General features: G+C 61.7%; 6 protein-coding genes. 3 read left to right on the forward strand and 3 right to left on the reverse strand.

The annotated features are described in order from the left end of the window. Both I2D57_RS09940 and I2D57_RS09115 read left to right on the forward strand, forming a co-directional pair. A partial coding sequence (locus tag I2D57_RS09940) for a hypothetical protein (protein WP_229055738.1) occupies positions 1 to 181 on the forward strand: 181 nt, incomplete at its 5' end. A 124-nt stretch (positions 182 to 305) separates the two neighbouring features. Further along, complete coding sequence (locus tag I2D57_RS09115) at positions 306 to 2,009, forward strand: OPT/YSL family transporter (RefSeq protein WP_161161593.1); 1,704 nt, start codon at positions 306 to 308, stop codon at positions 2,007 to 2,009. Positions 2,010 to 2,211: 202 nt separating this feature from the next. Here the strand turns inward: I2D57_RS09115 and I2D57_RS09120 are convergent, their stop codons facing one another. Beyond that, positions 2,212 to 5,667: a CAP domain-containing protein gene (locus tag I2D57_RS09120; RefSeq protein ID WP_195362248.1), complete on the reverse strand. Its 3,456-nt coding sequence runs from the start codon at positions 5,665 to 5,667 to the stop codon at positions 2,212 to 2,214. Between the two features lie 307 nt (positions 5,668 to 5,974). Between I2D57_RS09120 and I2D57_RS09125 the strand changes: the two genes are divergently transcribed. Further along, on the forward strand, positions 5,975 to 7,114 hold the full coding sequence (locus I2D57_RS09125) for a DUF389 domain-containing protein (protein ID WP_195362249.1): 1,140 nt from the start codon (positions 5,975 to 5,977) through the stop codon (positions 7,112 to 7,114). Positions 7,115 to 8,184: 1,070 nt separating this feature from the next. Here the strand turns inward: I2D57_RS09125 and I2D57_RS09130 are convergent. Together I2D57_RS09130 and I2D57_RS09135 are read right to left on the reverse strand one after the other, a co-directional pair. Further along, a complete protein-coding gene (locus I2D57_RS09130; protein WP_195362250.1) occupies positions 8,185 to 12,969 on the reverse strand; it encodes a 2-hydroxyacyl-CoA dehydratase in 4,785 nt (1,594 codons plus the stop codon). Between the two features lie 11 nt (positions 12,970 to 12,980). Further along, entirely contained in the window at positions 12,981 to 13,691 is a 711-nt protein-coding gene (locus I2D57_RS09135; RefSeq protein ID WP_195362251.1) for a TetR/AcrR family transcriptional regulator, read from the reverse strand. Between the last annotated feature and the right edge of the window lie 230 nt (positions 13,692 to 13,921).

Here is a 13,921-nt window from a genome sequence, read left to right on the forward strand (position 1 = left end):
CATCATCGCGGTCTATGGGGTCAACGATATGGCACCGTGGGGACACATGTATGTCAATCCTGGTCTAACAGAGCCTTTAAAAATCATTAGGTACGCAATGATTTTTAAATCCCCGTCCCAGAATAATCATCCTTCGGCTTTGCTCGGGGCAGCTAAAAAAGCCCCGTCCCAAATTAACTAGCTTGCGGCTATACTGGTGCGCGGTCGCGCGCGAGCTCACGCGGCGGCCCTTGGTAACCCGACTTCCCGCGCCGTATCCGTAGCGGCGCTCCCGGGGGAAGCGGATATACGCAAAGGAGTTCTATATGAGCAATCCCTCGAACCGCACCTCGATGCGCGGTCAACTCACGCTGCGCGGCGTCGTCATCGGCGTCCTTGGCTGCATGATCATCACGGCAAGCTCGGCCTATACCGCCCTCAAGATGGGTGCGCTCCCCTGGCCGATCATCTTCGCTGCCGTCATCTCGCTGTTCTTCCTGAAGCTCATGGGCAACGCCAGTCTCAACGAGGCCAACGTTACCCACACCATCATGTCCGCGGGCGCCATGGTCGCCGGCGGACTGGCGTTTACCATCCCGGGCGCCTGGATGCTGGGCTATGCCGACCAGATCAGCTGGCTCGACATGTTTATCGTGGCACTCGCCGGCACCATCTTGGGCCTTCTGGCGACAGCGCTCATCCACCGTCACTTTATCGTGGACGCCGCGCTGGAGTTCCCCACCGGCAACGCCGCAGCTCAGACTCTGCGCGCCACCGAGGCCGGCGGCAAGACTGGCAAGCAGCTCTTTGGCTCCATGGCCATCGCCGGCATCTACAGCGTGCTGCGCGACGCTCTGGGCGTGGTGCCCAGCATGCTGTGCACGCTCAATATCCCCGGCGTGACCTTTGGCATCTACAACTCGCCCATGTTGCTGTCCATCGGCTTTTTGGTGGGCTTCGCCCCGGTTGCCTTTTGGTTTGCCGGCGCGCTGCTGGGCAACTTTGGCATTATCGTCGGCGGTACCGCTGCCGGCCTCTTCGATGTTGTGACCGCGCAGGGTGTCGTCAAGTCCCTGGGTATGGGCCTTATGATGGGCTTTGGCGTCGCCGTCGTCCTTAAAGACATCCTGCCGCAGGTCGCAGGTATCGTCCGCGGCCTCGCCGCCGACAGCTCCAGCGACACCGACGAGCAGTCGCTCATCTCGGGCTCCCTTAAGCTCGACGCCGGCATCATCGGCCTGGGCACCGCCGCCATCGCCGTGATCGTTGCCATCGCGCTCGACCTCGGTCCCGTCCCGGCCGTCATCGTCACGCTGTTCACCTTTGTCACCACCATCATGAGCGCTCAGAGCTGCGGTCAGACGGGTATCGACCCCATGGAGATCTTTGGCCTCATCGTCATGCTCATCGTGGCAGCCTTCGCGCAGCTCGCGCAGGTCAAGCTGTTCTTTATCGCCGGCATCGTTGCCGTGGCGTGCGGCCTTGCGGGCGACGTCATGAACGACTTTAAGGCCGGCGCCGTGCTGGGCACCAACCCGCGCGCGCAGTGGGTCGGCCAGGCCATCGGCGGCATCGTGGGTGCCCTGGTCGCCGCAGCCGTCATGGTCGCGCTCGTCACCGCCTATGGTCCGGACGCCTTCGGCCCCGACAAGAGCTTTGTGGCCGCGCAGGCAAGCGTGGTCGCCACCATGGTCTCGGGCATCCCGAGCGTGCCGTGGTTCGCAGGCGGCTTTATCGCCGGCATCGTCATGTACTGGCTCGGCATTCCGGCCATGATGATCGGCCTGGGCGTGTACCTGCCGTTCTACATGTCGCTCACGGCCTTCCTGGGCTCCTGCATCAAGCTCGCCTACGACAAGTGGGCCGCACACCGCGACGCCGCCGCCGGTCTTTCGGACGAGGAGAAGGCCGCCAAGGATGCTGCCTTCCAGGAGCAGGGCCTGGTCGTTGCCAGCGGTCTGCTGGGCGGCGAGTCCGTCGTCGGCGTTATCTTGGCGTTTGTCTCCGTGGGCTTAAGCCTGCTGGGCTAAGCTGAGCAGCTGCTCGACAGCAACCATATTGCCTACGGCTTGCCCGGTCGGTAGCTTTTGCGGCTGCCGACCGGGCTTTTTTATATCGAAACAAAGAAAGGCCGGGCGCACTGCGTTTAACAGCGCGCCGGCCTTATCGGTTTAGTTATCGAAGCGTTCCTGCTATGAACCGCAGTTCGTTGCAGAATCTACGCTCGAAACGCTACATCTGCTTGCGACGACGATCACCCAGCGTCACACCCGCGGCCACAAGCGTTATGCCGCCGATGACGAACACCTCGCCTGCAAGTGCGGAGTCATCGCCAGTCTGGGCGAGTGCGGCCGACGCGGCCTTCTTCTTGGCGACAGGAGCCTTTGCAGCAGCCTGCGCAACCTGAGGCTTGGCCTGCAGCTCAGCCTTGGGATGATACTTGTCGTACTCGGCCTGCGCGGCAGCCAGGGCATCCTTGGCATCGCCAAGCTCGGCAAGCGCGGCGGCATAGGCGTCGTTGGCATCGGACAGCTTGGCATCGGCATCGCTCAGAGCAGCCTTGAGGCCAGCGGCGGCATCGACGGCGGCCTTATAGCGAGCGTAGGCAGCGTTCAGATTGACCAGCTTCTCGTTGCCCGTCGTGCCCGCGGCAAGGGATGCCTTGTGGTCGACAGCCTCAAGATCGGCCTTGAGCGCCTCGTCGTTGGCAAGCTCGGCCTTGGCCTTGACGATCTCGAGGTTCGCATCGACGACTGCTTCGTTGGCGGCCTCGAGCTGCTTCTGGGCATCGGCGACACCGGCGACGGCAGCATCATAAGCTGCCTTGGCGTCGTCAACAGCCTTCTGAGCGCCGGCGAAGCGCTCAAAGGCCTTGTTTGCGCCGGTCAGCTCGCCCTCGGCAGCCTTGGCCTTAGCCTGTGCGTCGGACACAGCCTGCGCCTTGGCGGCAACCGCCTGCTTGGCGTCCGAAAGAGCAGTCGCGGCGTGCACATCTGCGGCCTGAGCCTTGTCAACGCCAGCCTGGGCAGTGTCGTCGGCCTTCTTGGCATCGTTAAGCGTGCCCTGCTTGTTCGCAAGATCCGTCTTGGCGGCATCGCACTTGGCGGCAAGGTCCTTGACCGAAGCGGTAGCGTTGTCATACGCCTCGTTGGCCTGATCGGACTTTACCTTGGCGGCGTCGCGGGCGCTGCGAGCCTTCGCCTTGTGAGCAGCGGCCTCGGCTGCCTTCGTCTTGCTGTCAGCAAGCGTGGCGTTTGCCTTATCGAGAGCTGCCTGGGCAGTAGCGGCCTCGCCCTTGGCGGCATCGAGGTTCTGTTTGAGGGACTCGATGTCAATTCCGCCGAGTGCGTCCTTCGCGGCGTCGTATGCCGTCTTCGCGGCGGCGGTGCCGGACTTAGCCTTCTCGTACTCACCCTTGGCGGTGTTCATGTTCACATCGGCTGCGGTGAAAGCGTCCTGGGCGGCACCCTGCCCGTTTACAGCTGCGAAGTAAGCTTCCCTAGTAGTTCCAAAGTTCTTCTGTGCCTCGGCGAGCTTTGCCTGAAGCTCCTTGAGCTGCGCCTTCTGCTCCTGCGTGCCGCCTGCATTGTAGGCGGAAGCGATGTAGTCGTTGACGAGCTTCTTGAACTCGGAGACCGTGAAATCCTTCTGCCCCGTGCTCCCGCTATAGTCGAAAACGGTTACCTCGGAATCGGTATTCTTACCGCTACCGGTCGCGATGCCGATAGCCTTCGCACCGGCATCGATGATGTTGAGATAGTGCCCGCACTCATTGTAGATGCTGTTGTAGTGCTGCCAGATATAGTAGGAATCATATCGATGGCTTCCAAGTGCGTCACCATACTGCTCGACATACTTATCGAATGCCTTTTTCTCCTGGGTGTAGAGACCGGTATATGGCCAGCCAAGCGTATCCTCGGTCTCGCCGCCGGTGTATGCCCCGCCTCCGCCGGCAAGATTTTCGCCTTTGTCGAAGTAGCATTCCGAGTGTCCCCAGATGTTCGATGAATATGATGTATTAAGGGCGGCTGCCGCAGTCATGCGGAGGCTGACGCTAAGCTCCGACTGACCGTTCGCCTTGCGGAGGTTGTTCTGGGTATCGAGATAGGTCAGGGCGTTACGCATCTGCTCCAAGGAGAGCGGATTGGTATCGCGAGACATGTCCTGATCGACGTAACTATCATACCAGTCCTGCTTCTCTGTCGTCCCCATGAGCATCGACGCGGCAGTACTTGCATTCTTTTTCTGCGTGTCTGTGAACTGGCTGCCGCCGATGATGTAGTTCATGAAGCCGAACATACCCTGACTGATGACTTCCTGGTCAACGGTCATGTTGGACTTTAGGTCTGCAATCTGCTGCTCAAGAGCCTCAACCTGGGCATTAGCAGCGTCATAAGCCTTTTCCGCGGCGTTCGAAGCGGCGCATGCCGTCTCCCACTCGCCGCGTTTCTGCTTGCGAACTTCGACAAGCTTATCGTACGCGGTCTTCTTGTCTGCTTCGGTCTGCTGCGCCTTCTCGTATGCGGCCTTGGCGGCGTCGCGCTCGCTGGCGGCGGCGTTGTACTCCTTGTTTGCCGCATCGTATGCGGACTGGGCAGATGCCACGGCAGCGTTGGCGGCGTTGGCCTTCTCCTGCGCGGCGGTGGCGGTATTCTGGGCCGCCTGCAGGTTCGCCTGGGCGGTAGCGTCGGCATCCGTCGCGGCGTTGAGCTCCGTCTGCGCGGTCTTGAGCTCACCAGCAGCAGCGTTCATGGCGGCCTCAAGCGCACTCAGGTCGACACCCGTACCCGAGACGGCAGCATCGAGCGCGGTCTGCGCCTGGTTGAACTTCTGCTGGGCGTTATCGCGCGCGGTGGTTGCGGCTGCGAGAGCAGCGGCAGTCTCCTGCTTCTTGGCCTGGGCAGTCGTCAAAGCTGCCTCGGTATTCTGCTTTTCCTGCTGGGCGCTGGCCTCGGCAGCCTTGGCCTGGTCCAGATTGGCCTGTGCAGTAGTAACGGCCTTATTGGCGTCATCGAGCTTTGTCTGCGCGTCCTCGACGGCCTTCTTGGCGGCCTCGTACTCGTCCATATCCATGGCCTCGAGCTTGGCCTGGGCATCGTCGAGGGCCTTCTTGGCCTCATCCTGCTTTGCCTTGGCGTCCTTGAGCGCCTGGGTCTTATCCTCGACACTCTTGTTGGCTTGATCGAGCTGATCGTTCAGGTCGCCCAGCTTCTTCTGCTGCTGCTCGGTCTTTTCGACGGCGGCTTTGAGCTCGTCAATCTTCTCCTGGAGCGCGGCGACTTCTGCTGCGTTCTGCTCGATTTCGTTGTCGCTCACAGCCTGCGAGGCCTGATTCTTTTGCTGCTGTGCCTGCTTTTGAGACTGGCCCGCCGCGTCGGCCTTCTTCTGGGCGGCATCGTAGGCGGCCTGAGCGTCCTTGAGCTGCTTTGCCGACTCCTCGGCCAGCTGGGCAGCCGTCTTTACGACCGCTTGGTTACCGGCGGCAACGGTGTTCTCTACAGAACTACCCCCCCCCTGAACAGAATCGCCGTTATCGGTTGACGGTGCGGCGATTGCCGCCAGCGGCGACATGAGCGGCTGAGCGATGAGGCCCGCCGTCAAAACGGTTGCGACGGCGCGGTTAGCAACGCCCTTGACGTTGACAGTCTTGGCCCGAGGCTCAAAGTGTTGTGGACTGTAGTTTGCCATGGCTTTCTCCCTTTGACACGGATGTATCCATACGTATCAAACGGTAGCTGTCGATTTTTGAATTCTGTTGCGCAACATTGGCGACCAGCGTATTTTTTGAAATTCACGCTCTCGTGCTTCACAGTTTCGTCACATTTGAAGGAGCTGGTGCATCATATTCTCGCGGGATGGAATTGAGCCTGTGATTTGCATTTGCTCCCGCGTCATCCGCCCTATCGGATTCCGCATCCAACAGACACCCCGCCCGCCACGGTGTAGAGTTAGGACAACGGGCGCGTTGCGCGGACCGCGCTGGAACGAGGTGGACATGGAACTCGATAGACAACAGCTCAAGCGACTGCGTGAACGCCATCACCGGCGCCACGGCATCCGCCCTGCCCATAGTGAGGCTGCCGAGCAGGCTGGTCGCTTTTTAAAGCGCGCGTTCAACATTCGCGAGGGACGCGCGCCCTATCACGTGATCCGCAAGCGTTTTGTAAACGGAGCGCGTCTGACTGGCTCCCACCTATGCATCCTCATCATCGCCATGCTCATCGCAAGCATCGGCCTCGATATCGACTCGGACATCGCCATCGTGGGCGCCATGCTCATCTGCCCGCTCATGGGCTCGGTTCTTGCCATGGCATACGGCATTGCCACGCTCGACCGTGAGATTACCGTCGAAGCCGTCGCCGGCCTTGCGCTGCAAATGGCCTTTTGCCTGGTCACGTCCACGCTGTATTTTAAGCTCTCGCCCCTTGGCACCACCACTGCCGCCATCATCGACAATTCGACACCGACTGTGTGGGACCTTGCCGTCGCGCTCGCGGGCGGCTTTGCGGGCGGCCTGGGCAACTCGCGCGACCAGGAACCCGCCACGCTCATCGCCGGCGTAGCCGTGGCGACCGCGCTCATGCCGCCCCTGTGCGCGGCGGGCTACGGCATCGCCATCGCAAGCGGGTCACTGTTTCTCTCGGCGCTTTACGAGTTTGGCATCAACGTGGTCTTTATCGCGCTGGCGGCCGAAGCCGTATTGCTTCTTTTACGTGTACCGCTCAAGCGTGACCTCAACGGCGACGGCATTGTGACTGCTAAGGAAGACGCCGAGGTCGACGAGCTGTCACGCAAAGTGCGCCGCCGCATCATCGTGGGAACGGCTATCTTTGCCATCCCCTGCATCGTTATGACCGCGGGGTCTATTGGCTCGGCGCAGGCCGGCGTGCAGGACGGCTATGGCGTCACCGAAACTACGCGCGAACTTGCCGCGGTGCTGCCGGGCTTTAAGGATTACACCGTCGCCGTCGAGACCTCGGCTGCCGAGGGCGAGGAAGAGGGCATCGTCGAGCGCGAGGTTGTCGCCCACGTGACGACAAGCGAGGCGCTCGGGGCGCACGACCGCCACGTCGCCCGCAAGCTCATCGACCTCAACGTGCCCGAACTCGATCGCGTGGAGTTCGATGTGAAGTAATGCAGAGCGCGGGATGAATGCTCGCACGGACGCAAGTTACGACGAGGCGCAGGTGCGATACGGACACGAGCAAATAGCGGGGTGCAGTTCACACCCGCGCCCCGCTCGCTTTTTTATTGCCGTGAATCAGACGTCCGCATCGACATCGCCAGACTCCACCGTAAACGCCGGATCGGTGCTCACAAGATAAAATCGGGTCACCTCAGTATTTCTAATTAGGTAAATCTGCCCCTGATTGCGTCGGCGCGATATATATGCAACGTGAACCGTGCCGAACTCTTCGCCGTTTTCCTTCTTTAATACCAGGATATTGGGATCGTCCGTACGCTTAAACTGCCCGTTTGTGCAGCTTCCGTCTTGGTCGACCAGCTGCCATCGACAGTTGTCCTCCTCAAGAAAGCCAGGGTTTCCCGACTCGTTTTCTCATCCCGATAGAAACCATCAATGGCAAACCCTTCGGAAGCGCATTCCTGCATATAGGACGTTTCTCGGCTTATAGCAAACAGCCCTGTAGCGCCCAGGAGCACAGCCAGACAGACCACTGCAAGGGCTATCGAAATAGCACGGCGACCCATGTTAGCCCAACCGATAGTTGTTTAACGGAGCGCGAAACATACCTGGAACCTCCGATATCAGGGGGAACGTCGCCAGCAGGCTGGCGACAACTATATGTTTCTGACATCAAACCATATGGCTGCCACTCGCGGAGGGGGCATCGGCGAACGGCGTGTTTTCATACTCCATTGGTCAAACCTAAGCGCGGCCCTACAGCTCGTACTTGTACACGCGGTAGATGTACTTTTCGGCTTCCATCTCGTAGGTGGCGATGGGTAGACCGTAGCGATCGTCTCGTCGTTTGGCAGATAGGTCACACTGTGCTGTCCCGCGTTGAGCGAAAAATCGCCTTGGGCCTGCAGCAACTTGTCCTCAAAGCCCGAGTCAGCCCAAAACTCTGGCGAGCCCACGGAAGGCTGCAGCAAGGTCATTTGCGCAACATATGTCCAGCAAAACGGGTGGTAGCCGGTACGGCTACCACCCGTTTGTCTCATATCTGGCACATGGCAGGCCAACTACTTCTTAATGCCGCGTCCCAGACGCTTGGCAACCGATGCAACGACCTCCTCGCTGGCCGGCCCGCAGCTCACGCAGCCGTCATGGGCACGCATCTGGCCGGTGACCTCGTCCATCGCGAGCGGCGCCACCTTCTCGAGCTTAAAGCCCTTGCCGGCGCGCATGTTTTCCTTGGCCACGCTGATCATGAGCTTAATGCGGTTGAGCTGGTTGACCTCGGACGCGCCGGGGTCGTAGTCCACCGCGACGATGTTGCTCTCGGGATGCTGGCGGCGCAGCTCCTTGATCACGGCCTTACCCACTACGTGGTTGGGCAGGCACGCGAAGGGCTGCGTGCAGATGATGTTGGGCGCACCGTGGTCGATCAGGTCGAGCATCTCGGCCGTGAGCAGCCAGCCTTCGCCCATGTTGTTGCACACCGAAAGCACCGTACGAGCCTTGTCCGCCATGGTGCCAATGCGCTCGGGCGCCTCGAAGCGGCGGGACTTTTCGAGCATCTCCTCCACCGGCGTGCGCATCCAGTCCACCAGCTTAATGAGCGCCTGCATGCTAGCGCGCGCCGTGGCAGAGCTTCCCAGCTCGTCTTTTTGAAGCTCGGCGTTGCTCATGGAGTACAGGAAGAAGTCGAGCAGGCCCGGTACCACGGCCTCGCAGCCCTCGCGCTCAATGACATCGACCACGTGGTTGTTGGCCGTGGGATGGAACTTGACCAGGATCTCGCCAACCACGCCCACGCGCGGCTTGGTACCCTCGCCCACAAGCGGCATGGTGTCGAACGCGCGGATGGCCTCGCGGCACAACTTGGTGTAGTTGTGCCTGTTGAACTTTGGCGCCAGCTTGCGGGCGCGCGCCATGTACTCCTCGTAGAGTGCGTTGGCGGCACCGGGCGTGGCCTCGTACGGGCGGCAACGATAGAGCATCTGCATCATGACGTCACCAAAGAGCACTGCGTAGACTGCCTGCTTAAGCAGTGCCGGCGTAATCTTAAAGCCGGGGTTGTCCTCACCGAGCGCCACGGCCGAAAGCGAGATCACCGGGATCTCGGGGTGGCCGCTCTCGCGCAGGGCCTTGCGGATGAGTGCGATGTAGTTGGTGGCACGGCAGCCGCCGCCGGTCTGGCTGATAACCACGGCCGTCTTGGACAGGTCGTACCGACCGCTCTCGATGGCCTCCATAATCTGGCCCGTCACCAGGATCGACGGATAGCAAATGTCATTGTTCACGTAGCGCAGGCCAGCCTCGACGGCATCGTGGTCGGTCGAGGGCAGCAGCTCCAAGTTGTAGCCGGCACCGCGGAACACCTCTTTGACCAGGTCAAAGTGAATCGGCGCCATCTGCGGGCACAGGATGGTGTAGCCCTCCTCGCGCATCTGCTCGGTAAAGGGCACCTTGGGCCACGCGGTCGAAGCACTCTCACGCTGCGCCTCAAACGTGTACTTGCGGCTCGCGAACGCGGGGGCATCCGTGGAGGGCGCCACCGGCGCGGCATCGCCTTGCTCGTAGGCCTCGCCCGCGGCCGTGGCATCGGCCAAGCGCTCGGCCTCCTGGTCCTTAAGCGCGGCCATGAGCGAACGGATGCGGATGCGCGCGGCGCCCAGGTTTGACACCTCGTCGATCTTGAGTACGGTGTAGATCTTGCCGCTGGCCTCCAGAATCTCCTGCACCTGGTCGGTGGTCAGAGCGTCCAGGCCACAGCCGAAAGAGTTGAGCTGGATCAGGTCCAGGTCGTTGCGCATCGTCACAAAACGGGCGACGGCGTACAGGCGGCTGTGGTACATCCACTGGTCGACGACGCGAATCGGACGCTCGGGCTTTACCAGGTGTGCAAGCGAATCCTCGGTAAAGACCGCAAAGCCAAAGCTCGAGATAAGCTCGGGCAGAGCATGGTTGATCTCGGGATCGTTATGGTAGGGACGGCCGGCGAGCACAATGCCGTGGCCGCCGTGGTCCTCGACCCACTTGAGAGCCTCCTCGCCCATGGTCTGGATATCCTCGTGGAAGCGCGCGTCGGCCTCAAAAGCAGCGTTGACGGCGGCATCAACCTCGGAGCGCGTGATTTTAGGACCGCGCACGCGACCGCGACCGGCCTCAGCATCGGCCACACGGTCGACGGCGAGCACCTGGTACAGGCGGCGCTTGAGCTCGGTCTTGTCGTGATACGGCACAAACGGATACAGGAACTCGATGTTCTGCTCGCGGATCTCGTCAATATTGAGCGCCAGCGCCGTGGGGTAGCTCATGACGATGGGGCAGTTATAGCAGTTGCCAGCCGTCGGATCCTCCTTGCGCTCCCAACGCACGCACGGCATCCAGATGAAGTCGACGTCACGGTCGATAAGGTTCATCACGTGGCCGTGGCTCATCTTTGCCGGGTAGCACACGCTCTCGGACGGCATGGACTCGATGCCCGCCTGGTAGGTCTTCTTGCTCGACTGGTCGGACAGCTGCACGCTAAAGCCCAGGCGCGTAAAGAACGCGTGCCAGAAGGGGTAGTTCTCGTACATGTTGAGCGCGCGCGGGATGCCGACGGTGCCGCGCGGGGCCTCGTCGGGGCTCAGGACCTCGCGGTTAAAGAGCAGCTCGTTTTTCTTTTTGAAGAGGTTGGGGGCCTCGGTCTTCTGCTTTTTGTGGCCGGCGCCCTTCTCGCAGCGGTTGCCGGTAATGAAGCGCCTGCCACCGCCAAAGTCGTTGACGGTAAGCTGGCAGTTGTTGGAGCAACGGCCGCAGCGGACATGCTTTTGCGTCACGGTGAGGTGCGCGATGTCCTCAGCCGAGAGGATGGTCGAGGTGCCGTCGGCGCCAGCGCGATCGCGGGCGAGCAGGGCCGCGCCGTAGGCGCCCATGCAGCCGGCGATGTCGGGACGCACGGCATGAACGCCGGTGAGCTGCTCAAACGCGCGCAGCGTGGCATCGGACATAAAGGTGCCGCCTTGGACGATCACCTGGCTGCCGATCTCCTTGGGGTCGCGCAGCTTAATGACCTTGAACAGGGCATTCTTGATGACGGAATAGGACAGACCGGCCGCGATGTCGCCCACCGTGGCGCCTTCCTTTTGCGCCTGCTTGACGCGCGAGTTCATAAAGACCGTGCAGCGGCTGCCCAGGTCGACGGGGGCCTTGGCATGGATGGCGGCATCGGCAAACGCACGCACGTCCATGTTCATAGACACGGCAAAACTCTCGATAAAGCTGCCGCAGCCCGACGAGCAGGCCTCGTTGAGCATGATGTGCTCGATAACGCCGTCCTTCACGCGCAGGCACTTCATGTCCTGGCCGCCAATGTCCAGAATGAACTCGACGCCGGGCAGGAATGCCTTGGCGCCGCGCAGGTGCGCGACGGTCTCGATCTCGCCGGAGTCGGCCTTGAGGGCCTCGATGAGCAGCGCCTCGCCGTAACCCGTGGTGGTCACGTGGCCGATGGTGCAGCCGGCGGGGATGTGGTTGTAGAAATCGGCCATGATGACCTTGGCCGTGCCCAGGATGTCGCCGTTGTTGTTGCCGTACCAGGTGTGCAGCAGCTGGCCGTCCTCGCCCACGAGCGCGGCCTTCATGGTGGTGGAACCGGCGTCGATGCCGATGAACACGCGGCCGGTGTAGCCTTCGAGCTTGCCCTTGGGGACGACTTCCTGGTCGTGGCGACCCTTGAACTCGGCAAAATCCTCGTCGGTGGCAAAGAGCGGGTCCAGGCGCTCGACCTCGGCACCCTGCGTGTCGCCCAGGGCATCGATGGCCTCGATGAGCTGCGGGAACGTGCTGAGCTTGTTGGACTCGTGCGCCATGGCGGCGCCGCTCGCCACAAACAGGTGAGCGTTTTGGGGCACAATGCGGTGCTCCTCGTCCAGGTTGAGCGTGAGGTAGAAGCGGTGGCGCAGCTCGGAGAGGTACTGAAGCGGGCCGCCCAGGAAGGCGACGTTGCCGCGAATGGGACGGCCGCACGCCAGGCCCGAGATGGTCTGGGTCACGACGGCCTGGAAGATGGAAGCGGCGACGTCCTCGGGGCGGGCGCCTTCGTTGAGCAGCGGCTGGACGTCGGTCTTGGCAAAGACGCCGCAGCGGCTAGCGATGGGATAGATGGTGGTGGCGTTGGCCGCGAGTTCGTTAAGGCCGCTGGCGTCAGTGTGCAGCAGGGTTGCCATCTGGTCGATGAACGCGCCTGTGCCACCGGCGCAGGTGCCGTTCATGCGCTGCTCGATGCCGTTGTCGAAGTAGATGATCTTGGCGTCCTCGCCGCCCAGCTCGATGGCGACATCGGTGGCCGGGATGAGGGTCTCGACGGCACGCTTGCTGGCAATGACCTCTTGGACAAACTCCAGGTCGAGCCACTGGGACAGCAGCAGGCCGCCCGAACCGGTGATGGCGCAGGTCATCTGGGCCGTTGGCAGCACGGTCGCAGCACCCTCGAACAGGTCGCGAGCGCAGGCACGGACGTCGGTGTGATGGCGCTGGTACTTGGCGTAGACGATCTGGTTGTCGTCGTTGAGCACGGCGAGCTTAACGGTGGTGGAGCCCACGTCGATGCCCAGGTGCAGGTTGCCATTAGCGTTGCCGGGGTTGAAGATCGCGCCTTCGGGGGCGTGGGCGGCGGTGGCGGCTACGGGCTCAGCGGCGGCGGGCTCGCTAGCGACGGACGTCTCTCCTGCCGCGTTCTTGGTATCGGCAACTGCCTCGGCAACTTTCTCGGCAGCTGCGGTCGCGGCCTTCTGCGCGGCGTCCACCACGGCGGGCGCGGCCTCGCGTGCGGCAGCGACCATGCGGTCCTTGATGCCCTCGACGAGTTTGCTCATTGTCTCTCCTCTTAGTTGTTGGACTCGACGGTTGCGGTGGTGTCGACCGCGTCCTCGAGCTGCAGATTCAATAGCTTCATGCCGTATTCCGGCACGTTGATATCGATGGGTTGGCCATACAGGTCGCCGGGGCGCACAAAGGCGATAACCGTCATAATGCGCGCCATGGTCTCGGGCGATTCGGTGAGCCCACGCTCAAACCAGCGCTGAATCAGACCGACCTCGGCACTCACGACATAGGTAACGTAGTAGTCAAAGAAGGTGCCCAGTGCCAGGCCCAAGATGCCCGTCTGTGCACGCGGCACCACGGCCTCGCGTGCGGTATCGATGATCTTTTTAATAAAGGCGGGGTCGCCGCCCGGGCCCAGTAGGGCCCCGATAAGGTCGCGATTAGCCGCAAGATAGCGAAGCAGCTCAACCGAACCGGGTGCCGGCTCGAGCTCGTCGATGTTGCGGTAAAGATCGGGTAATTGAGCTGCGGTGATAAGCTCCACCCGCTCGCGAATCTCGGCAAGCAGGCCGTCCTCGATCTGGCTGATAAAGTCGGGGATATCGCGGTAGTGCGAATAGAACGTTCGACGCGTAAGACCGGCGCGCTCGGTGAGCGACGCGACGTTAATGCGCGAAAGGTCGCCGCTTTCGGCAAGCTCGCTGGCAAGCGCCTGGCGAAGGGCGCGCTGCGAGCGAAGGGACCGGCGATCACATTTCTCGAGCTGGGACAAGCGTCCTCCTTGTTACTCAGACTGTACGCTATTGCACAGTGCGAGTATTATTGCACACCGTGTGTATCAACACGTAAAGGCAATATTTGGAATGTGACAAAGGGCAGTCCCTTTGTCACATTCAGCGACCGCCTAGGTTGTGCCAGTTGTGCCGGTTGATTTCCGATCTCAGCCGAACACATTAGGCGGACAGGCCGTTCCCGCAGCTAGCCGAACGCCCCCGAGGCCCC

It is taken from the genome of Collinsella aerofaciens, from assembly GCF_015553355.1.
Taxonomy (GTDB): Bacteria; Actinomycetota; Coriobacteriia; order Coriobacteriales; family Coriobacteriaceae; genus Collinsella; species Collinsella aerofaciens_V.

What these genes read in the sequence shown, in the direction of transcription:
- I2D57_RS09115 (WP_161161593.1), top strand. Translation starts at nt 306, where the DNA reads ATGAGCAATCCCTCGAACCGCACCTCGATGCGCGGTCAACTCACGCTG.
- I2D57_RS09120 (WP_195362248.1), bottom strand. Translation starts at nt 5,667, where the DNA reads ATGGCAAACTACAGTCCACAACACTTTGAGCCTCGGGCCAAGACTGTC.
- I2D57_RS09125 (WP_195362249.1), top strand. Translation starts at nt 5,975, where the DNA reads ATGGAACTCGATAGACAACAGCTCAAGCGACTGCGTGAACGCCATCAC.
- I2D57_RS09130 (WP_195362250.1), bottom strand. Translation starts at nt 12,969, where the DNA reads ATGAGCAAACTCGTCGAGGGCATCAAGGACCGCATGGTCGCTGCCGCA.